This is a genomic window from Enterobacter sp. CPE_E863, from assembly GCF_046521465.1.
Lineage (GTDB): Bacteria > Pseudomonadota > Gammaproteobacteria > Enterobacterales > Enterobacteriaceae > Enterobacter > Enterobacter adelaidei.
The window spans coordinates 75196-94311 of record NZ_JBKFZX010000001.1 but is presented as its reverse complement, the minus strand read 5'-3'; the positions used below and the strand labels follow the sequence as shown (position 1 = coordinate 94311).

Sequence of the window (19116 nt, the reverse complement as noted above, 5' to 3'; positions counted from 1 at the left end):
CGGATATAATACAGCACGAATGGTACCACCAACATGGGTGGCCTGCCCTGAACACAACGGAGAAAGCATGTCCGACACACCTTTATTGAGCCTTGTAGTCGCCGTCTATAACGGTGAAAAATTCCTGAGTGCATTTTTCGACAGCATCAAAGCTCAACATCTGGACAGTCTGGAACTGGTCGTTGTGGACGATGGGTCAAGTGATAACTCTGCGGCCATCATTGCGCAATATGCCAGTGAATTTCCGTATTACAAGGTTATCGAACAGGCCAATCAGGGCGTCTCTGCCGCCCGTAACACCGGTCTGGCAGAGGCAACTGGCGAATATGTCGCGTTTCCGGACATCGACGATGTGATCTACCCGGGCATGTACCCACGCCTGCTTGAGATGGCGAAGAAAAACGATCTCGACGTTGCCACCTGTAACGGCACCTATATTTATGATGACGGTAGACCGTCGAAAAAAATCTTCCCGTCCGACAAGCTGCAGTCCACCGACGTGCTGGACGGCCCAACCTGGCTTCAGCGCGCGCTGGCTTCACGTAAATTCCTGCATGTGACCTGGCTGAATATTTACCGCCACGCCTTTATTAAAGCTCAGGGGTTCACGTTTGAGCATGGACTGCGTCATCAGGATATCCCGTGGACGACCGAAGTGCTGCTTACCGCAAAACGCGTTCAGTACACCGACGAAACGTTCTACGACTATCTCATCCATTCCGCCTCGGTATCACACACGCCAGGCACGGATGACACGCGGATGCGTAACGCGCGTCACTATATGAAAATCCTTGAGATGCTGGACGTTATCAACCAGCGCTACCCGGATGCCGTACGCCGCGTGCCCGCCTGCCAGTGGCAAATCGCGAAAGAGGGTCTGGGTATTCTGCACGCGATTAACAACATTGGTGATGCCACCAAAAAGCGTGAAATTATTCAGGAACTGTTCGATCGCGGGATCTGGACGCTTATCTGGAAAAACGCCCGTGGGCTTCGCCAGCACTGGCGACTGGGTCGCCGTTATTTCCGTTTAAAGCGGTATCTGGCATAAGAGATAGCTTTACCTGGCTTAAATGCTTAGAATTTGCCCGCCGAAACTAAAAAAACGGATAATCGCTTGGAATTGTTGTATACCGCCCTGCTCTACATCATTCAGCCACTGGTGTGGCTGAGACTGTTGCTTCGTAGCCGTAAAGCACCTGCGTATCGTAAACGCTGGGCTGAGCGCTATGGCTTCTGCCGCAATAAAGTCGCGCCGGACGGTATTTTGCTGCATTCCGTTTCCGTTGGCGAAACGCTGGCGGCTATTCCGCTGGTCCGCGCCCTGCGCCATCGTTATCCCTCTTTGCCGATCACCGTCACCACCATGACCCCAACCGGCTCTGAGCGCGTGATGTCCGCATTTGGTAAAGACGTGCATCACGTCTATCTGCCCTACGACCTGCCCTGCGCCATGAACCGTTTCCTCGAAACTGTTCGCCCAAAGCTTGTGATCGTGATGGAAACCGAGCTGTGGCCAAACATGATTTCCGCCTTGCATGCCCGTAAAATTCCGCTGGTGATTGCCAACGCGCGCCTGTCAGAACGCTCGGCTAAAGGGTACGGCAAGCTGGGCAAATTTATGCGCCGCCTGCTGAGCCAGATCACGCTGATTGCCGCGCAAAACGAAGAAGATGCCGCACGCTTTGTCTCTCTTGGTCTTAAGCGCAATCAGCTCGCGGTAACCGGCAGTCTGAAATTCGATATTTCGGTCACACCTGAACTCGCTGCCCGAGCGGTGACACTGCGCCGCCAGTGGGCGCCGCGTCGTCAGGTCTGGATTGCGACCAGTACCCACGACGGCGAAGAAGCGATCATCCTGCAAGCACACCGTAAGCTGCTGGAAAAATTCCCGGATTTATTGCTCATTCTGGTGCCTCGTCACCCGGAACGTTTCAAAGACGCCCGCGAGATGGTGCAAAAAGGCGGTTTCAGTTTCACCCTGCGTAGCAGCGGCGAGATCCCGTCCAGCAGCACCCAGGTGGTGATTGGCGATACGATGGGCGAACTGATGCTGCTGTACGGCATTGCCGACCTCGCCTTTGTCGGCGGCAGCCTGGTCGAGCGCGGTGGTCATAACCCGCTGGAGCCAGCGGCGCATGCGATTCCGGTGCTGATGGGGCCGCATACATTTAATTTCAAAGATATCTGCGCTAAATTGCAGCAAGCCGATGGTTTAATTACCGTGACCGATGCGGACTCAGTGGTCAAAGAGGTTTCGACCTTACTGACCGACGAAGATTACCGTCTGTGGTACGGTCGCCATGCCGTCGAAGTGCTGCATCAGAACCAGGGCGCTCTGACCCGTCTGCTGCAGCTTCTGCAACCTTATCTGCCTCAGCGGAGCCACTAATGTCTCAGCGTCTGTCGGTCGTGATGATCGCCAAAAACGCCGCCGACCTGCTTCCCGATTGCCTGGCCTCTGTCGCCTGGGCCGACGAAATTGTCGTGCTTGATTCCGGCAGCACGGACAACACGGTGGATGTTGTCCGTGCTGCGGGCGCAAAGGTCTTTATCGACACAGACTGGCAAGGCTATGGCATCCAGCGCCAGCGCGCGCAGGGACACGCCACTGGTGATTATGTCCTGATGCTCGATACCGACGAGCGCATCACGCCAGAACTCCAGCAGGCGATTCAGAGTGTGCTCTCTGCGCCGCAGCCAGGTGCGGTGTACAGCATCGCGCGTCGTAACTACTTTCTCGGCCGGTTTATGCGCCACAGCGGCTGGTATCCTGACCGCGTGATGCGCCTGTATGAGCGCGAGCGTTATCAGTACAACGATAACCTGGTGCATGAGTCCCTGGCCTGCGATACCGCCCCGGTAGTCGCCTTAAACGGTGATTTACTGCACCTGACCTGCCGCGATTTCGCCAGCTTCCAGCGTAAACAGCTCAACTATGCCACCGCATGGGCGCAGGAACGTCATCAGCGCGGCAAGAAGGCCACGTTGACCGGTATCTTCACCCACACGCTGGGCGCGTTTCTGAAAACGCTGCTGCTACGTGGCGGCGTTCTGGATGGTAAACAGGGCTGGTTACTGGCGGTGGTGAATGCCCAGTATACTTTCAACAAATACACCGAGCTGTGGGCGCTTAGCCGCGGCTACTCAGAGAAAACGTGAGCCATGAGCACAAAAGCGATTTATCCGGGTACCTTCGATCCCATCACTAACGGTCATCTTGATATTATCACCCGTGCGGCGAGTATGTTTGACAAGGTGATTCTGGCGATAGCCGCCAGCCCCAGTAAGAAACCGATGTTCGATCTGCCCGAGCGCGTACAGCTCGCCAGCGATGCGATCTCACATCTGTCGAACGTTGAGGTGGTGGGCTTCAGTGACCTGATGGCTAATTTCGCCCGCACCCAGCAGGCTAATATCCTGATCCGCGGCTTACGCGCAGTGGCAGATTTTGAGTACGAGATGCAATTGGCGCACATGAACCGCCACCTGATGCCAGAGCTGGAGAGCGTGTTTCTGATGCCTTCCAAAGAGTGGTCATTTATCTCTTCCACGCTGGTGAAAGAAGTTGCACGGCATCACGGCGATGTGACCCATTTCCTGCCGGTTAACGTCCATCAGGCGTTGATGGAAAAGTTAAAGTAGCCCTATTTCTGGCACTGACGGCAATAAAACGTGGCGCGCTGGGCATGCTTCGTTGCGATAATCGGCGTTCCGCACACGCGGCATGGTTCACCTTTACGGCCATATACCTGTAGCTCCTGAGCAAAATAACCGGGCTTACCGTCACTCTGCAGGAAATCCTTCAGCGTTGTTCCGCCCTGCTCAATGGAACGCAGCAGCACCGCTTTAATCACCCTCACCAGCAGCTCGCACTCTTGCGCAGACAGCGAAGAGGCCAGCCGATCGGGATGGATCCCGGCAGCAAACAGTGATTCACTGGCATAGATATTCCCCACGCCGACCACCAGCTTGTTATCCATCAGCCATGGCTTAATCGGGCTTTTTTTCTTTGCACACTTCTCTTTCAGGTATTCCGCATTAAACGCGTCTGAGAGCGGCTCTGGCCCCAAATGCGCCAGCACGCTGTGACCTTCAAGTTCTTTAGTCCACAACCATGCGCCAAAGCGTCTTGGGTCGGTGTAACGCAGCACTTTGCCGTTACTCATGACCAGATCGACGTGGTCGTGCTTTTCCGCTGGCAGTTCTTCAGTGAGGATACGCAGGCTCCCGGACATCCCCAGATGGATAATAATCCAGCCGTCGGGCAGCTCCAGCAGCAGATACTTGGCGCGACGCTGAACGCTGAGGATCGGTTTGTCGCTTAACGCATGGATCTCATCGGAAACCGGCCAGCGAAGACGCCCATTACGGACAACCGCATGAAGAATAGTCGCACCGACCAGATGCGGCTCAATACCGCGGCGGCTAGTCTCTACCTCTGGTAATTCTGGCATGGTTCCTCCGTTGAGATACAGAATGCAAAAAACCCCGCAGTTGCGGGGTTTTTCAATACAAGGAGACTAAAATTATTTGATTTTAGCTTCTTTGTACAGTACGTGCTGGCGTACAACTGGATCGAATTTTTTCAGTTCCAGTTTTTCCGGCTTAGTACGTTTGTTCTTCGTGGTGGTGTAGAAGTGACCTGTACCAGCAGAAGAAACCAGCTTGATTTTCTCGCGAATACCTTTAGCCATGATTTATTTCCTCTTTAAGTACTTAGTACTTTTCGCCACGGGCACGCAGTTCAGACAGAACTGTATCGATGCCTTTCTTATCAATTACACGCATACCTTTAGCAGATACACGCAGGGTGACAAAACGCTTCTCGCTCTCAACCCAGAAACGGTGAGAGTGCAGGTTCGGCAGGAAACGGCGTTTAGTCGCGTTCAGTGCGTGGGAACGGTTGTTACCGGTCACCGGACGCTTGCCAGTAACTTGGCAGACTCGGGACATGTCTATTCTCCAAAAATCAAATTAGCTCGAGCTTCGTATGGGGTATCGGCGCCTCGTCAGGCTTTACAGCCCGGTCATCGCATAGTTCTAAGTGAACTCTCGATTGCCAGGCCCAAATGCCAAACCCGAGATTCTCAAAGGTGGCGTAGTATACGCTGACTCGGCGGTGTGCTCAAGTCCCGAACAGACAAAGATCCCGATGGATCGCGAGAAATAGCCTAAATCCAGCCATGTTCTGCAAAAGAAATGTACTCTCCGCGGCCAATTATCAGATGGTCCAGCACACGAATGTCCATGAATTGACAGCATTTGATAATGCGTTCGGTAATTTCTTTGTCAGCTCTGCTCGGTTGTGCACAGCCAGAGGGGTGATTATGCGCGAGGATCACGCCGGCTGCATTCACTTTTATCGCTTCGCGCACAATTTCACGCGGATGTACCTCAACGTGGCTCAATGTGCCCGAAAAGAGGTGGCTATGTTTCAGTATCCGGTTTCTGTTGTCGAGAAAGATCACCATAAAGATCTCGCGCTCCGCATCCGCCAGCTGGCTTTGCAGGAATTCACGCGCGCCTTCTGGGGTCAGAACTGGATCCTCTTCTTCCAGACGGACATTGTAAAAACGCCGTGCAAGCTCGGCAATGCCCCTCAATTGAGCATATTTCGCCACGCCGATCCCCTCGACGTGCTTAAACTGAGCCAGGTCGGCAGTCAACAAGCCATACAGTGAACCAAAATGCCCTATCAGCTCTTTTGCCAGCGTAAATACCGTTTTTCCGGGCGTGCCGGTACGTAAAAAGAGCGCCAGGAGCTCATCGTCTTTTAACAGGGTTACTCCATAACGCAGCAGTTTTTCGCGCGGCAGCAACTGCTCATCCTCTTCTTCCATGCTCTTTCTCCCTTTTCCTCTCATGCTGCCACAAGCCAGACAGGCGCTCGACGGCGACGTTGCAGTCTTGCGTAACGCCTCGCAAAGTGTCCGAAGGACAAAATCACCCCATATTAGGGATTGTGATAAAATGCCCGCTCTCTGGTGAACCCCAACAGGAAAGAATCATGATGAGCCTGGCCGGTAAAAAAATCGTTCTTGGCGTGAGCGGCGGTATTGCTGCTTATAAAGCGCCGGAACTGGTGCGTCGTCTGCGTGAGCGTGGAGCCGATGTGCGGGTCGCGATCACCGAAGGCGGTAAAGCCTTTATCACTCCATTGAGCCTGCAGGCCGTTTCAGGATACCCGGTATCTGACAGCCTGCTTGATCCGGCAGCCGAAGCTGCGATGGGCCATATTGAGCTTGGGAAATGGGCTGACCTGGTTATTCTTGCCCCTGCCACGGCAGATTTAATCGCTCGTGTGGCGGCCGGCATGGCAAATGACCTGGTCTCAACCATTTGCCTGGCCACGCCTGCCCCCGTCGCCGTCGTACCCGCGATGAACCAGCAGATGTATCGCAATGCCGCCACCCAGCATAATCTGGAGACGCTGGCCGCTCGTGGCCTGTTAATTTGGGGACCGGATAGCGGCAGTCAGGCCTGTGGTGATATCGGCCCAGGACGTATGCTCGACCCGCTGACTATCGTTGATATGGCTGCAGCCCATTTTTCCCCTGTCAACGATCTGCAACATCTCAATATCATGATTACCGCGGGCCCAACGCGTGAACCGCTGGATCCGGTGCGTTACATCACTAACCACAGCTCCGGTAAAATGGGCTTTGCGATTGCGGCAGCGGCAGCAAAGCGCGGTGCAAACGTTACGCTTGTGAGCGGCCCGGTCTCATTACCTACACCGCCGTTTGTTCAGCGCATTGATGTGACTACCGCGCTGGAAATGGAAGCCGCAGTACAAGCACATGCGCAAAACCAACAGATTTTTATCGGCTGTGCGGCCGTCGCAGATTATCGCGCCGAGACCATCGCCGAGGCTAAAATCAAAAAGCAAGGTGATGAATTAACAATAAAAATGGTGAAAAACCCGGATATCGTTGCCGGTGTCGCCGCACTAAAAAGCCATCGACCTTACGTTGTTGGGTTTGCCGCAGAAACAAATAATGTGGAAGAATATGCCCGGCAAAAACGTACCCGCAAAAACCTCGATTTGATTTGCGCGAACGACGTATCGCTGGCCACGCAAGGATTTAACAGCGACAGCAACGCACTGCACCTTTTCTGGCAGGATGGAGATAAAGTCTTACCGCTTGAGCGCAAGGAACTCCTGGGCCAACAATTACTGGACGAGATCGTTACCCGTTATGATGAAAAAAATCGACGTTAAGATTCTGGACCCGCGTGTTGGCGAGCAATTTCCGCTGCCAACCTATGCCACCTCCGGCTCTGCCGGACTTGACCTGCGAGCCTGTCTCGATGACGCCGTAGAACTGGCTCCGGGTGCCACTACTCTGATCCCGACGGGTCTGGCGATCCACATTGCTGACCCATCACTCGCCGCAGTGATCCTGCCACGTTCTGGCCTGGGCCATAAGCATGGCGTTGTGCTGGGTAACCTGGTTGGCCTGATCGACTCCGACTACCTGGGTCAGCTGATGGTCTCCGTCTGGAACCGTGGTCAGGACAGCTTCACCATTGAACCTGGCGAGCGTATTGCGCAGATGGTCTTCGTACCGGTGGTACAGGCAGAATTTAACCTGGTGGAAGACTTTGACGCCACCGACCGTGGCGAAGGCGGCTTCGGCCATTCCGGGCGTAAATAATCGCCCAATAAATACGCGTCCCACAGCGCCATAATGCAATAACAAACCGCAAGCCTCAGTTTGCGGTCGCTGTGTGGATGCCAGCCTGGCAAGTGCTTATTTTCAGGGGTATTTTGTAACATGGCAGAAAAACAAACCGCGAAAAGGAATCGTCGCGAAGAAATACTTCAATCTCTGGCTCTGATGCTTGAATCCAGCGATGGCAGTCAACGCATCACCACCGCGAAACTGGCCGCTTCTGTAGGCGTGTCTGAGGCGGCGCTGTATCGTCATTTTCCCAGCAAAACCCGGATGTTCGACAGCCTGATCGAGTTTATCGAAGACAGCCTGATCACGCGCATCAACCTGATTCTGAAAGACGAAAAAGACACCACCGCGCGTCTGCGTCTGATTGTGCTGTTAGTCCTTGGCTTTGGTGAACGCAATCCGGGCTTAACCCGTATCCTGACCGGTCATGCCCTGATGTTTGAGCAGGACAGACTGCAGGGCCGCATTAACCAGCTTTTCGAGCGCATTGAAGCGCAACTGCGCCAGGTTCTGCGTGAGAAGAAAATGCGTGAAGGGGAAGGTTACAACACTGATGAGACGCTGCTGGCAAGCCAGATTCTGGCGTTTTGCGAAGGGATGCTCTCCCGCTTTGTGCGTAGCGAATTCAAATACCGTCCAACGGACGATTTTGACGCCCGCTGGCCGTTAGTGGCTACCCAATTGCAGTAACGCCGTAGGCCCGGTAAGCGTAGCGCTTCCGGGCAATAACATTACACGCCAAACTCTTCTCGATATGCGCGTACCGCTGCAAGATGGTCCGCCATCTCAGGCTTCTCTTCCAGATACGCAATCAGATCTTTCAGGGTGATAATCGACGTCACTTTACAGTTGTAATCGCGCTCCACCTCCTGAATGGCAGAGATCTCTCCGCGACCACGTTCCTGACGATCCAGAGAAATCAGCACGCCTGCAAGCGTCGCGCCATTGGCCTGGATAATTTCCATAGATTCACGAATTGCTGTGCCTGCAGTGATTACATCGTCGACCAGCATGACGCGGCCCTGCAACGCGCTGCCGACCAGATTTCCACCTTCACCGTGGGTTTTGGCCTCTTTGCGGTTAAAGCAGTATGGCACGTCGCGGTCGTGATGTTCTGCCAGCGCCACCGCTGTGGTGGTCGCAATCGGAATGCCTTTATAGGCCGGGCCAAACAGCAGGTCAAAATCAATCCCGGAATCCACCAGCGCTTCGGCATAGAAACGGCCTAACAATGCCAGATCGCGCCCGGTATTAAACAGCCCGGCGTTGAAGAAATAGGGGCTCTTACGCCCGGATTTCAGCGTAAATTCGCCAAACTTAAGTACCTGCTTGTTAAGCGCAAACTCAATAAACTGGCGCTGATACGATTTCATGGATTTGCTCCTTTGGTTTTTCTGTCTTACAGGCAAAAAAAAGGCGACTCATTGGTCGCCTTTAAAATCAATTTTCTAACGCCGCTTTCTGCGTCGTTACAATAGATTCGATTCCCCCTCGGGCCAGAGCCAGCAAGGTAAGAAGTTCTTCATGGGTGAATGGCTCACCTTCTGCAGTGCCCTGCACCTCAATGATGCGACCGTCTTCGGTCATCACCACGTTCATGTCCGTCTCGGCAGCGGAATCTTCCACGTATTCCAGATCGCAAAGCGCTTCGCCGTTAACGATACCCACGGAAACGGCTGCAACCATCCCTTTCATTGGATTGGTTTTCAGCTTACCGGCTGCAACCAGTTTATTCAGGGCATCGGCCAGCGCTACGCAGGCACCAGTAATCGACGCCGTACGCGTACCGCCGTCTGCCTGAATCACATCACAGTCAAGGGTAATGGTGTATTCACCGAGCGTTTTCAGATCAACGGCGGCGCGCAGCGCACGCGCGATCAGACGCTGAATCTCCATGGTACGGCCACCCTGTTTACCCTTTGCCGCTTCGCGGGCATTACGGGTATGGGTCGCACGCGGCAGCATGCCGTATTCAGCCGTGATCCAGCCCTGGCCCTGACCTTTCAGAAAGCGCGGAACACCTTCTTCAATAGATGCAGTACACAGTACTTTGGTGTCACCAAACTCAACCAGCACGGAGCCTTCAGCGTGTTTTGTATAGTTACGGGTCAGGGTGACGGGACGCACCTGATTGGCGCTACGACCTGCTGGACGCATGATGAATTCTCCGGCTTGAAACGAATGTGGCTGCGCATTATACGGATAAAGGACGCTTATTCCTATCCTGAGAAGCCCCCGAAAGCTATAATCCCCCCATCTCTCCTTTAAAAACGGGAATATCTATGATCCGCAGTATGACCGCCTACGCCCGGCGTGAAATCAAGGGTAGCTGGGGTAGCGCTACCTGGGAAATGCGCTCGGTAAACCAGCGCTATCTGGAAACCTATTTCCGTATGCCGGAGCAGTTCCGCAGCCTTGAGCCCGTCGTACGTGAGCGAATCCGTACGCGTCTGACGCGCGGTAAAGTGGAATGTAACCTGCGTTTTGAGCCTGATGCCAGCGCGCAGGGCGAACTGATCCTCAACGAAAAACTGGCAAAACAGCTCGTTAATGCAGCGAACTGGGTCAAAATGCAGAGCGATGAAGGCGAAATCAACCCGGTTGATATTCTGCGCTGGCCAGGCGTCATGGCCGCCGGTGAGCAGGACCTGGATGCCATTGCCGCTGAAATTCTCAGTGCCCTTGACAGCACCCTGGATAACTTTATCGTTGCCCGCGAAACCGAAGGTCAGGCACTGAAGGCGATGATTGAGCAGCGTCTTGAAGGCGTTAGCACTGAAGTAGCGAAAGTGCGCACCCATATGCCTGAAGTGCTGCAATGGCAGCGCGAGCGCCTGGTCGCCAAACTGGAAGAAGCCGAAGTTCAGCTGGAAAATAACCGTCTGGAACAAGAGCTGGTGCTGATGGCGCAGCGCGTTGACGTAGCTGAAGAGCTGGATCGTCTGGAAGCGCACGTTAAAGAGACCTACAACATCCTGAAGAAGAAGGAAGCTGTGGGCCGCCGTCTGGACTTTATGATGCAGGAGTTCAACCGCGAGTCGAACACCCTGGCGTCTAAGTCGATCAATGCCGAAGTAACCAACTCAGCGATTGAACTTAAGGTTCTGATTGAGCAAATGCGCGAGCAGATCCAGAATATCGAGTAACGTTTCACGCGATCTCATAGAGTCTCATCACATCTCACTGTCTAAAAAAGCCATTGTAAAAAATGGCTTTTTTTGTTTTATATAGTCTCATATCGTATCACTACAGCGCATGTTTTAGGTGTACTTAAAGGTGTACTTACTCGGTTTTATGTACACCACTTTAAGTACACCCCATTTGGTAACGAGTGACATATGAGCAAATTGACAGACATACAGATTCGTACATGGATAAAAAACAAAGAACATTTCGCGGGACGCTCCGATGGAAATGGGCTATATATCTGTTTTCCAGAGACATATAGCGCCCCATTCTGGCGCTTTCGTTACAAAATGGCGGGTAAAGCCAGAGTGATGCTCATCGGCTACTACTCCAGCATTTCACTTGCCAAAGCGCGGGAAATCGCTAAAGAGCTTTCCGCTCGTGTCGCTCTGGGCCATGACGTAGCGGGCGAGAAGCAAGAACGCAAAGCAGAAGCGTTGAAGAAAATGGAGGAAGAAAAACACGCACTACGTGTTTCAGAGTTAGCCGCCGAATACTTTGAACGCCAGATCCTGACCCGTTGGAAGAATCCAGACATTCTGCGCCGTCGCATAGACAAGGACATCAACCCTAATATCGGGCACCTCAGAATTGAAGATGTTCGTCCCTTCCATATTGATGACATGCTGCAAAAAATCGTCCAGCGTGGTGCACCGACAATCGCTAACGATGTGTTGAGATGGACTCGCCGCATATTCGATTACGGCATAAAACGGCATATGTTGGAAACTAATCCTACTGGCGCTTTTGAAATCGCTGATGCTGGTGGACAGGAACAAAGCCGGGAGCGCTGGCTTAGTCGTGAAGAACTCGTGCAGTTCTTCCAGACCATGCCAAAGACAAAGGGTTTCTCACGTCAAAATGAGTTAACCATGAAACTTATTCTGGTTTTCTGCTGCCGAAAAATGGAGTTTTGCGGCGCTGCGTGGGAAGAATTCGACTTTAAAAATGCCATCTGGCATCTGCCTGCTGAACGGGTAAAAAACGGCGATGCGATCGATATCCCTATTCCTGCTCCTGCGCTTGAATGGCTACAGGAACTTCATTGTATGTCATGTAATAGTAAGTGGGTTCTTCCGGCCAGAAAAATGCAGCATCGAATGATCCCCCATATTCAGGAAAGTACATTATCTGTAGCGTTAGGAAAAATTAAAGCCAACATGCCTAACGTCCCTAACTTCACTATTCATGATTTCCGGCGTACAGCGCGATCACATCTGGCCGCGCTGGGAATAGATCCCATAGTTGCTGAACGATGCTTAAATCATCGAATCAAGGGCGTTGAAGGTATTTATAATCGTTACCAATATTTTGATGAACGCAAAGCAGCTTTAGGACTATGGAACAATTTACTCGTATCGTTAGAAAAAGGTGAGAATTATAACGTAACACCATTAAGAAAAGATATTGCGTAAGTTTCCCTCTGTTTTAAAACCCTTATTCCTAACCTGAGTTATTTCAGGTTAGGAATTGGCATTCCCACACTAATTATTTCTTCTTGTATTTCCCATCCATAGCACCTATAGCTGATACACCGCAATAGTTGTCACATTTGTCAGTAATAACCTGCATGGTGCCATTTTGTTTTTCACTGATAACTACTGTGCACATACTTTCTTTATCGCTATACACCCATTGATTACGTAGTCCTTTCTCTGCCCCAATTGATATAGCTTCACCATATACTTCACATATTGATGTATCACCATGTGAAGCATTAATGTTGAATTCAGCAATCTCACCTCTCGGAGAAAGGGATAAAATACCATTACGTTTAACATATTCGCCAGCATGTGCCAGAGATACACTTGTGACTAAAATAAATGCTATCGTTATATTTTTCATCATAATTCTGTTATCTTTATAAAAAATTTAATCTAACAAATCATTACCGATAAGTTTTTGTACTTGAAAAGCTAGTTTTTCTTGTTTCCACACCTTGCTCATGATATGTGTCACCACAAACAACACAACGATATTTTCTGGTAACATCATATTTTTCTTCCGTCCAATTTTCATGTATTACAATATGCTTACCTTCACGATCACCTGATATTACCCGACCTCCATTTTTGATTGCACTACGAGGTATAGCGGATAAAAATATCTCTTCTGTATCAATCAGCTCAATACTATATGTTGCATTGCAAGCTTCACATTGATAATCACCGGAGAGAAAATAAATAGTAACCTTAGTTGCAATAAAAAAAGATACCGTAAATACTATTAAAGACAAACCTATTCTCGCAAACATAGGTTCAATAGCAAAAATAAAATAAACAACACCCGCAATTAAAAATGCGATGCCAGCACCAGCCCCGATAGCTCTAAGAACTATTTCATTCTTAATCTTTTTCTGTGAAGCAGAAAGATTCTCGCTCATAATCCACCTATTCAAAAACAGTCAATCTCTAACCCTTGTTAATTTGTCGTTTATCTTAAACGACAAATTAGATTAAATAAAACACGCTCTTTATTCATAAAATATTGTTCATGAAGGCTCCAATCGTATAGGTTCGTGATATATAAGGTGACTCGATAAGTTTAAAAGTTCCTGCACCAACGATATGATTCATTACTTTTACATTCTGGGAAGATGAATTTTCGTGTGATTGTGCTCGATGGTAAAATGCAGAATATGCAACCAACCCTTCCCCCCAACTAATATTTCTTGTTGGAGCAACAATTGCATTACAGAAAGATTTATGCAGAGTAAATAATTCTGCTACTCCATTGCCAACAGAGCAACTTGAGAAACAAATACACTTGCCTCGTAAAATTGGCCATGCAAGACGGTCGAAATCACGCCACGTAACAATATCACCGTCAGTAAGAGAAAAACCCTCATCAAAACCGTGCGCACTGATATGAATGTATTTTATATTTTCTCGCTTGGCTATGTTTAAGGCTTTAATAAACATTTCCTCGTTAATCACCTCTATACTTTTTGCACTAACACCCTGTAATTGAAGGACGCGCTTTAATGTATCGCCTTCGCATCTGCCATCATAAATATCCTGATCACTGCGTGATTCGATAATCAATATTTCTTGTTTTCTCATCAGCCATGCCAAACAAGCTATTCGTTTAAGAGTTTGTTATAGACTTATCAAAAAGACCTCTTATTACGGGAACAAATGAACTTTTACTCCCCTAAAAGCGGCTGATTACGAGGTATCCACTCTCTTGCTCCCCTCCCTTCACCACCACATCTATAGATGCGCAAAATACATTTATAATCTATAGATAATGTTCATACAAGAGCAAAATGACCACAAACTTCCATCTATAGACATTTTATAGGTGAAGAGTGGTAAGTATGGCTCAGTTATCTTCGGACAGTGCAGACAAACAGGTAGGCCAACGCATTCAAATGCGTCGTAAAGAACTGGGAATAACAGCTCAGCATTTAGCAGAACTCGTTGATATATCTCACCAACAACTATCGCGATACGAGCGCGGAACAAACAAGATCAACGTGGCGCATCTGGTGAATATCGCCATTACACTTGATACATCAATTAGCTGGTTTTTCATTGATTGTTTCACGGAACCAGATAGCCATAAACAGTAACAACTCGAATATGTACCAGTAAAGGATACGGATCTGAAAAGCCGATTTGAAAAAATTTGGCCTCGGCTGACACATAAGCAGAGGCGTATATTGATTATGCTTCTTGATGAATATACCAAACAGTAATAAATATCAAGAGTTATTTCAGACAGGAATATTATTCTATTCCTGATGACTTAATGAGTAAAGATTTTTTAAAATCGCCATCTATTTTCTTTAACGCCTCAATTACCTTTTCTTTATCCAATACTCTTTTTAGTGCTTTTTCATTCCACGAAGAATTTTTCGCTCCTTTCATCACCGATAAGGGAGTGAGCATTTTATCAGATGTCATCTTTGTTATGATTTCATTATCAGAGTAATTTTTATCATGTTTTAAATGATTCACAATTTTATATAACCGATAAAAGTTTTTAGCTCTTCGTGATTTAGGTTTGTAAATCGTTGATTCCCTTTCAATACGAAGCAAGTGAATCAAACTGGCTGAGTAAATTTCTATCAGGTTACGTTTTTTTGCCTCTGGACGTTGATATCCTAAAATTTCGCAAATATCCGATAACGACTCATAATCAGCATTATCCAATCTTATTGTAATACTATGCTCGCCAAGTTTTTCAAGTTTCTCTTTACGCTTATTTTGATATTCAATATCCCTTTTTCTTCTAACAGCTAACTCATTAACTTTTTCTGCTTTTGTTTTTTTCGTCATTCTTATTCCAACCACGTGTTAAAAATATCAGATCTGACGATCAGATTAATGTTCGATAGACGATTGTCAAGACTGGATCTGATGATCAGATTAAAATCATTTTTTATAAATCTGACGATCAGATATTTTGACACCAAACACAATAAAAATTTCATTTAATATCAACACTTTAAATCACAAAAAATCTGATCGTCAGATAATAAAAATCAGTATAAAAACGTCTAAATCGAAAACTGTAAAGAATCTTCGTATCAATCCGGTACGCAAATCGAACAGGTTTTGAGATGAATTTTTCACGTTTGATCAAGATGAAAATGGTTCTTGAATTGTGCGCTATATCCCGTGCAACGCTATATCGCCAAATCAAAGCAGGCCACTTCCCTGAACCAGTTCGCTTAACAGGTGGGGCAAATGACCAAAGTAATTCTTCTCGTGCGATTGCATGGCGAGAGGAAGAAATACTTCAATGGATTACTAGTCGCCAAAAAGTACCTTTAGCGCAGGAACAGACGAATTAACCCTCCCATAACCAATATACCGTTGCTCTAATAGCACGTTATATACACACACATAGTATATCTGAATAGATAATATATCAGTTAAACATGCTTCAATAGCCATTAGGAGCATTTACACCCTATTAGGGTAAGTATTAACTGTCATTGTTCTCTATTCCATATATGGCTATCAGCCGTAAGGAATAACAATGCTATTAAATAAGCACAATATCGACTTTTGTTCTTCTATGAGAATTGGTAAAGACAATTTTGGACATTCATTAAAAATGCGAATTGATGGACTTGCAATTGTAAGTTGCTTTCTCAACAAAGCTGAGATGATGAGAGTATATTCTAAACTTAGAAAAATGAGAAAAAGTAACTATAAAAAATATAGAGTGAGACACATAAAAAACAAAAAAGGTAAACCCTATCGTAACGCGTTATTAATCATGGGAATCAAAGAAAACTCTCCAGTTTTATTACGAATTGACTATTCACCAATAAATCATAACACAGGAGGTATACGTTTAGATTTCCACCCCCAACATCTGACTGCAAGTAAGATCGATAATCTATTATCGTGGATGAATCAGCGATTAGGGGAAGTATTTTATCACCTATTGGCACGATCATGGATTACACGAATAGATGTTGCTGTCGATATTTATGGTTGTCAATTAGATAACTATATATGGGGATTAGAACGAGCAGGAAAAACATCGTATCGCAATAATAAAAAGAGTTTACCGAGTGTCAGGATCGGCAGTTCACGTTCTATTTTATATATTCTTTGCTATGAGAAGATAGATGCTCATGGAAGCAAACAACTCACTTTTCGGGAGAAATCCAGACTCATTAACATCAATCTGAATGAGCATCGGCAATTCTTGCGTATCGAGTCCCGATACCAACCCAATGCCACGCCTACGAGCAAGAGCGGTAATGCCCTGATGCTGGCTCACCTTCTGAGTATGGGAAACCCCTTCGAACGACTTCAAGTCTACTCGGACGATTTAGCATATGAGCTACTAACTGAGGGATACATTCGCGCGATTCCAGCAGAACCCAGCATAGCGGCATTGAAACGCTCTATCATGCGAAACATTCAGAACTCACGTTTGCCCCGTGAGGTCATTGGCATAATCGTTAAGCATGAGATTGAGCTACTCAATAAGAATACAATTTGGGAGCAGTGGTCGCTCTGCGTTGAACGATTAAGTAGCATATTTAACATATCGTCTGTTTTCTTTCTACATAACAAAGAGTCAGATCGAAAAAATCAACAAACCAGAAAATAAAATCTATTACTTCATATCTATTTATTTAGCGTAAAAATTTCAATTAGGAAAAGGCTATGATTAATCATAGCCTTTTCCAGAATAACCACCATAATAAAGCCATTTATCTATTTCAATTTCACCCATCAGTAACTGCCGTAATTAAAAATAGAAATCACTATAACTACCACGTCACGCTACATTATAAAAACAAACATTGGTTGTAATAAAAAACAGGTTATGCACACTTACAAATATTTTACTTAAGATATCCCAGTGATATCTTCTTCAAGCTCTTTAACTGCGGATGATATCTTGTAATTAAACTTCCTTTCCACCTCAGAGTCCCTCAATTTGTTAGCAGCCTCTCTGCCAATCCACATAGAAACTACTTCACGTTTCTGTTCTATAGTGAGATTGTCAAAATTGGGGATATATCTTGATGTAAATGCCACTCCACGATTTATTTCATAAAATGTCTTTATCAAGGATTTTGCTTTGATATCATCACCCAGTCCAAATCGCTTAATAAATTTTGTAACAGTATGGTTAACTGCTCGTAATTGAGCAGTACTTGAAATCTGAGAAAAATAAGAAACCCAACCAAGACGTTTACCACCGAAAATACACCCTGTAATTCTTAAATTGAGTTTCCATTGACAATAAGCGATTGATTTTTCTTTATCCCGCTTATTTTTAGCCTGCGAAAGCGCGTGTCTATAGGCAGTGAATATCTTTGCGAGTGATGACTCAAAACGAAGAATACTATCCCTTTTAATTAAAAGTTCTTCACCAATAATTTGATATCCTAAAAAACTAAAGGGTGTACCTATCACACCCACCACTGATTTAGAGTTTTCTTCGTTGAGCGGATGTGGTTTAAGCTCTATTGATTCTAATTTTCTGATAATATTTTCTGCTACGATACTTGCTTGACCGGAAGTAGTTAAAATTAATATGTCATCAACATATCTTTTAAACCATATATTAGGATCAGATGACAATTCATTATCAAACTTTCCAAGCGATATTTCGGCAAGGATATTAGAAATAGCTAACCCTTGAGGGACGCCTTTTGTATTCGGCATGGCATGCTTACTACCCTTGAATTCATTAACTGTAGGTACAGCTAATGCCGACATAATTAGTGATCTAAACTCTTTTTTCCTGATTCGGCTTTTTATCGCGTGTTCTATAAGTGAGTGATCAATTGAAGGGTAAAAAGATTTAAGATCAATCTTGGCATATTCTGTGAATTTTTTTTCGTGCAATGCCTCCTTTAAAGAATCCATGACAGTATGTGGTAACTTAAGTCTCGCTTCGGGAAATACATCTGACAAGCACTCACATAATGCTCTTAGAGTTATTCTATCTCTAGCAGTGGGAATCGAAATTTGTCTAGGATTAGAGCTTGCACCTTTTGAAATTAACTTTTCTTTGTATGCTGTGAATTTGTAGATTCCAGCATTAACTTTTTTTGAAATAAGTTCCAGTTCATCATTAAGTTTTTTTTCTAAACTCGATGGACGGACTCTATCTATACCTATAGCCCCAGAGCTTTTTATTTTGTTTTGATAAATAGATTTAAGATTCCTTATGGAATATTTCCCTTTAAACTTACGCGCCGCATTCATAATTAATCCACATTAGAATCAAAGGAGTTAAATATAATAGAGATGTAATGGTGAACCTTACTCTTTTAAAGCGTCTAACTTCTTTTATCTCTTCTATAGTTGGGTTTCGCGTTGTTAATGTTAAATGGGAGGAAACTCTAGCCATTTTATCGTCGATTTCTTTATGGTTCTCAACCTCGCTCAAGAGATCATTATATGCTGCAATTTGAGCTGACGTGAGAGAGTGTTCTTGAGGAATTTCAGCATATAGTTTCTGGAGAGCCAAATAATTTTTTCGCATTGCAATAGCTCGCCCACGAAAATCCAGATTAGATACTACTAGCGACACACCGAGTAAAACAATAGACAGAATAGCAGCCCAAATATCTGTATTATCTCCAATAATTTTAGGATAACGTATTGTTACAACAGAAAGCACCGCTCCCAAAATAGCATACCAGACAAGAAGAAACTGCGAATGTTTTTCCATCATTTCAAGACGATGATGTGCGTTTATACGAGCTTTGTAAGTAAACCAAATATTATCCCGCACAAAATCCCCCTGTTAG

The 19116-nt window shown here is 46.8% G+C and carries 23 protein-coding genes and 1 pseudogene; 12 read left to right on the top strand and 12 right to left on the bottom strand.

What is annotated here, in order from left to right; all coding sequences use genetic code 11:
* The first annotated feature begins 67 nt into the window (after window positions 1-67).
* The 4 genes from ACLHV8_RS00500 (at window position 68) to coaD (ending at window position 3645) form a co-directional block, all read left to right on the top strand.
* Window positions 68-1051, top strand: coding sequence for a glycosyltransferase (locus ACLHV8_RS00500; RefSeq protein ID WP_134708582.1), 984 nt, complete (start codon window positions 68-70; stop codon window positions 1049-1051).
* 66 nt (window positions 1052-1117) lie between these two features.
* The gene (gene waaA / locus ACLHV8_RS00495) at window positions 1118-2392 is read left to right on the top strand and encodes a lipid IV(A) 3-deoxy-D-manno-octulosonic acid transferase (RefSeq protein ID WP_028017861.1); all 1275 of its coding nucleotides are present in this window, start codon (window positions 1118-1120) and stop codon (window positions 2390-2392) included.
* A complete protein-coding gene (locus tag ACLHV8_RS00490; RefSeq protein WP_208595154.1) occupies window positions 2392-3162 on the top strand; it encodes a glycosyltransferase family 2 protein in 771 nt (256 codons plus the stop codon). Before waaA ends, ACLHV8_RS00490 begins: the two co-directional genes overlap by 1 nt.
* 3 nt (window positions 3163-3165) lie before the next feature.
* Window positions 3166-3645: a pantetheine-phosphate adenylyltransferase gene (gene coaD, locus ACLHV8_RS00485; protein WP_129324339.1), complete on the top strand. Its 480-nt coding sequence runs from the start codon at window positions 3166-3168 to the stop codon at window positions 3643-3645.
* 2 nt (window positions 3646-3647) lie between these two features.
* Here coaD and mutM read toward each other — a convergent pair whose 3' ends face one another.
* The 4 genes from mutM to radC all read right to left on the bottom strand — a co-directional run bounded on the left by mutM (window position 3648) and on the right by radC (window position 5843).
* Entirely contained in the window at window positions 3648-4457 is an 810-nt protein-coding gene (gene mutM / locus ACLHV8_RS00480) for a bifunctional DNA-formamidopyrimidine glycosylase/DNA-(apurinic or apyrimidinic site) lyase (protein WP_028017858.1), read from the bottom strand.
* Window positions 4458-4529: 72 nt separating this feature from the next.
* Window positions 4530-4697 carry a 50S ribosomal protein L33 gene (gene rpmG / locus ACLHV8_RS00475; RefSeq protein WP_003024094.1) on the bottom strand — a complete coding sequence of 56 codons (168 nt, stop codon included), beginning with the start codon at window positions 4695-4697 and terminating at the stop codon, window positions 4530-4532.
* Window positions 4698-4719: 22 nt separating this feature from the next.
* Window positions 4720-4956 (bottom strand): 50S ribosomal protein L28, encoded by a 237-nt coding sequence (gene rpmB, locus ACLHV8_RS00470; RefSeq protein WP_002436699.1) that lies wholly within the window; start codon window positions 4954-4956, stop codon window positions 4720-4722.
* Between the two features lie 218 nt (window positions 4957-5174).
* On the bottom strand, window positions 5175-5843 hold the full coding sequence (gene radC / locus ACLHV8_RS00465) for a RadC family protein (RefSeq protein WP_028017857.1): 669 nt from the start codon (window positions 5841-5843) through the stop codon (window positions 5175-5177).
* Between the two features lie 170 nt (window positions 5844-6013).
* Between radC and coaBC the strand changes: the two genes are divergently transcribed.
* The 3 genes from coaBC (at window position 6014) to slmA (ending at window position 8378) form a co-directional block, all read left to right on the top strand.
* Window positions 6014-7225: a bifunctional phosphopantothenoylcysteine decarboxylase/phosphopantothenate--cysteine ligase CoaBC gene (gene coaBC / locus ACLHV8_RS00460; protein WP_028017856.1), complete on the top strand. Its 1212-nt coding sequence runs from the start codon at window positions 6014-6016 to the stop codon at window positions 7223-7225.
* Window positions 7203-7661: a dUTP diphosphatase gene (gene dut / locus ACLHV8_RS00455; protein WP_208595155.1), complete on the top strand. Its 459-nt coding sequence runs from the start codon at window positions 7203-7205 to the stop codon at window positions 7659-7661. Before coaBC ends, dut begins: the two co-directional genes overlap by 23 nt.
* 120 nt (window positions 7662-7781) lie before the next feature.
* Window positions 7782-8378 carry a nucleoid occlusion factor SlmA gene (gene slmA, locus ACLHV8_RS00450; RefSeq protein WP_208595156.1) on the top strand — a complete coding sequence of 199 codons (597 nt, stop codon included), beginning with the start codon at window positions 7782-7784 and terminating at the stop codon, window positions 8376-8378.
* Window positions 8379-8419: 41 nt separating this feature from the next.
* Here the strand turns inward: slmA and pyrE are convergent, their stop codons facing one another.
* Both pyrE and rph read right to left on the bottom strand, forming a co-directional pair.
* Window positions 8420-9061, bottom strand: a complete 642-nt coding sequence (gene pyrE / locus ACLHV8_RS00445) for an orotate phosphoribosyltransferase (RefSeq protein ID WP_028017854.1) — start codon at window positions 9059-9061, stop codon at window positions 8420-8422.
* A 67-nt stretch (window positions 9062-9128) separates the two neighbouring features.
* Entirely contained in the window at window positions 9129-9845 is a 717-nt protein-coding gene (gene rph / locus ACLHV8_RS00440) for a ribonuclease PH (RefSeq protein ID WP_028017853.1), read from the bottom strand.
* 125 nt (window positions 9846-9970) lie between these two features.
* Here rph and ACLHV8_RS00435 point away from each other — a divergent pair, with 125 nt between their 5' ends.
* On the top strand, window positions 9971-10834 hold the full coding sequence (locus tag ACLHV8_RS00435) for a YicC/YloC family endoribonuclease (RefSeq protein WP_410376732.1): 864 nt from the start codon (window positions 9971-9973) through the stop codon (window positions 10832-10834).
* A 192-nt stretch (window positions 10835-11026) separates the two neighbouring features.
* Window positions 11027-12289 carry a tyrosine-type recombinase/integrase gene (locus tag ACLHV8_RS00430; protein WP_049121247.1) on the top strand — a complete coding sequence of 421 codons (1263 nt, stop codon included), beginning with the start codon at window positions 11027-11029 and terminating at the stop codon, window positions 12287-12289.
* Window positions 12290-12362: 73 nt separating this feature from the next.
* Here the strand turns inward: ACLHV8_RS00430 and ACLHV8_RS00425 are convergent, their stop codons facing one another.
* The 3 genes from ACLHV8_RS00425 to ACLHV8_RS00415 all read right to left on the bottom strand — a co-directional run bounded on the left by ACLHV8_RS00425 (window position 12363) and on the right by ACLHV8_RS00415 (window position 13936).
* A complete protein-coding gene (locus ACLHV8_RS00425) occupies window positions 12363-12722 on the bottom strand; it encodes an acyl-CoA dehydrogenase (RefSeq protein WP_239658883.1) in 360 nt (119 codons plus the stop codon).
* Between the two features lie 40 nt (window positions 12723-12762).
* Window positions 12763-13257 carry a hypothetical protein gene (locus ACLHV8_RS00420; protein WP_333022531.1) on the bottom strand — a complete coding sequence of 165 codons (495 nt, stop codon included), beginning with the start codon at window positions 13255-13257 and terminating at the stop codon, window positions 12763-12765.
* Window positions 13258-13351: 94 nt separating this feature from the next.
* Window positions 13352-13936, bottom strand: a complete 585-nt coding sequence (locus tag ACLHV8_RS00415; RefSeq protein WP_084832746.1) for a hypothetical protein — start codon at window positions 13934-13936, stop codon at window positions 13352-13354.
* Between the two features lie 257 nt (window positions 13937-14193).
* Here ACLHV8_RS00415 and ACLHV8_RS00410 point away from each other — a divergent pair.
* Window positions 14194-14574, top strand: a pseudogene (locus ACLHV8_RS00410) (helix-turn-helix domain-containing protein).
* 31 nt (window positions 14575-14605) lie between these two features.
* On the opposite strand, the gene ACLHV8_RS00405 reads toward ACLHV8_RS00410, so the two are convergent.
* On the bottom strand, window positions 14606-15157 hold the full coding sequence (locus ACLHV8_RS00405) for a hypothetical protein (RefSeq protein ID WP_049121918.1): 552 nt from the start codon (window positions 15155-15157) through the stop codon (window positions 14606-14608).
* A gap of 284 nt (window positions 15158-15441) precedes the next feature.
* Between ACLHV8_RS00405 and ACLHV8_RS00400 the strand changes: the two genes are divergently transcribed.
* Both ACLHV8_RS00400 and ACLHV8_RS00395 read left to right on the top strand, forming a co-directional pair.
* The gene (locus ACLHV8_RS00400; protein ID WP_074165460.1) at window positions 15442-15675 is read left to right on the top strand and encodes a helix-turn-helix transcriptional regulator; all 234 of its coding nucleotides are present in this window, start codon (window positions 15442-15444) and stop codon (window positions 15673-15675) included.
* 188 nt (window positions 15676-15863) lie between these two features.
* Window positions 15864-16955 carry a hypothetical protein gene (locus ACLHV8_RS00395; RefSeq protein WP_063448497.1) on the top strand — a complete coding sequence of 364 codons (1092 nt, stop codon included), beginning with the start codon at window positions 15864-15866 and terminating at the stop codon, window positions 16953-16955.
* A gap of 242 nt (window positions 16956-17197) precedes the next feature.
* Here the strand turns inward: ACLHV8_RS00395 and ACLHV8_RS00390 are convergent, their stop codons facing one another.
* Both ACLHV8_RS00390 and ACLHV8_RS00385 read right to left on the bottom strand, forming a co-directional pair.
* Window positions 17198-18568, bottom strand: coding sequence for a reverse transcriptase domain-containing protein (locus ACLHV8_RS00390; protein ID WP_213783215.1), 1371 nt, complete (start codon window positions 18566-18568; stop codon window positions 17198-17200).
* Entirely contained in the window at window positions 18552-19100 is a 549-nt protein-coding gene (locus ACLHV8_RS00385) for an SLATT domain-containing protein (RefSeq protein WP_049122221.1), read from the bottom strand. The genes ACLHV8_RS00390 and ACLHV8_RS00385 overlap by 17 nt, the downstream gene beginning before the upstream one ends.
* Window positions 19101-19116 lie beyond the last annotated feature (16 nt).

Excerpts from the sequence above, each read along its gene's own strand:
- ACLHV8_RS00500 (WP_134708582.1), top strand. The coding sequence starts at position 68 with ATGTCCGACACACCTTTATTGAGCCTTGTAGTCGCCGTCTATAACGGT.
- ACLHV8_RS00490 (WP_208595154.1), top strand. The coding sequence starts at position 2,392 with ATGTCTCAGCGTCTGTCGGTCGTGATGATCGCCAAAAACGCCGCCGAC.
- rpmB (WP_002436699.1), bottom strand. The coding sequence starts at position 4,956 with ATGTCCCGAGTCTGCCAAGTTACTGGCAAGCGTCCGGTGACCGGTAAC.
- slmA (WP_208595156.1), top strand. The coding sequence starts at position 7,782 with ATGGCAGAAAAACAAACCGCGAAAAGGAATCGTCGCGAAGAAATACTT.
- ACLHV8_RS00420 (WP_333022531.1), bottom strand. The coding sequence starts at position 13,257 with ATGAGCGAGAATCTTTCTGCTTCACAGAAAAAGATTAAGAATGAAATA.
- ACLHV8_RS00415 (WP_084832746.1), bottom strand. The coding sequence starts at position 13,936 with ATGAGAAAACAAGAAATATTGATTATCGAATCACGCAGTGATCAGGAT.
- mutM (WP_028017858.1), bottom strand. The coding sequence starts at position 4,457 with ATGCCAGAATTACCAGAGGTAGAGACTAGCCGCCGCGGTATTGAGCCG.
- coaBC (WP_028017856.1), top strand. The coding sequence starts at position 6,014 with ATGAGCCTGGCCGGTAAAAAAATCGTTCTTGGCGTGAGCGGCGGTATT.
- rph (WP_028017853.1), bottom strand. The coding sequence starts at position 9,845 with ATGCGTCCAGCAGGTCGTAGCGCCAATCAGGTGCGTCCCGTCACCCTG.
- ACLHV8_RS00435 (WP_410376732.1), top strand. The coding sequence starts at position 9,971 with ATGATCCGCAGTATGACCGCCTACGCCCGGCGTGAAATCAAGGGTAGC.
- ACLHV8_RS00390 (WP_213783215.1), bottom strand. The coding sequence starts at position 18,568 with ATGAATGCGGCGCGTAAGTTTAAAGGGAAATATTCCATAAGGAATCTT.
- ACLHV8_RS00395 (WP_063448497.1), top strand. The coding sequence starts at position 15,864 with ATGCTATTAAATAAGCACAATATCGACTTTTGTTCTTCTATGAGAATT.
- radC (WP_028017857.1), bottom strand. The coding sequence starts at position 5,843 with ATGGAAGAAGAGGATGAGCAGTTGCTGCCGCGCGAAAAACTGCTGCGT.
- dut (WP_208595155.1), top strand. The coding sequence starts at position 7,203 with ATGATGAAAAAAATCGACGTTAAGATTCTGGACCCGCGTGTTGGCGAG.
- ACLHV8_RS00405 (WP_049121918.1), bottom strand. The coding sequence starts at position 15,157 with ATGACGAAAAAAACAAAAGCAGAAAAAGTTAATGAGTTAGCTGTTAGA.
- ACLHV8_RS00400 (WP_074165460.1), top strand. The coding sequence starts at position 15,442 with ATGAATTTTTCACGTTTGATCAAGATGAAAATGGTTCTTGAATTGTGC.
- ACLHV8_RS00430 (WP_049121247.1), top strand. The coding sequence starts at position 11,027 with ATGAGCAAATTGACAGACATACAGATTCGTACATGGATAAAAAACAAA.
- rpmG (WP_003024094.1), bottom strand. The coding sequence starts at position 4,697 with ATGGCTAAAGGTATTCGCGAGAAAATCAAGCTGGTTTCTTCTGCTGGT.
- ACLHV8_RS00425 (WP_239658883.1), bottom strand. The coding sequence starts at position 12,722 with ATGATGAAAAATATAACGATAGCATTTATTTTAGTCACAAGTGTATCT.
- coaD (WP_129324339.1), top strand. The coding sequence starts at position 3,166 with ATGAGCACAAAAGCGATTTATCCGGGTACCTTCGATCCCATCACTAAC.
- pyrE (WP_028017854.1), bottom strand. The coding sequence starts at position 9,061 with ATGAAATCGTATCAGCGCCAGTTTATTGAGTTTGCGCTTAACAAGCAG.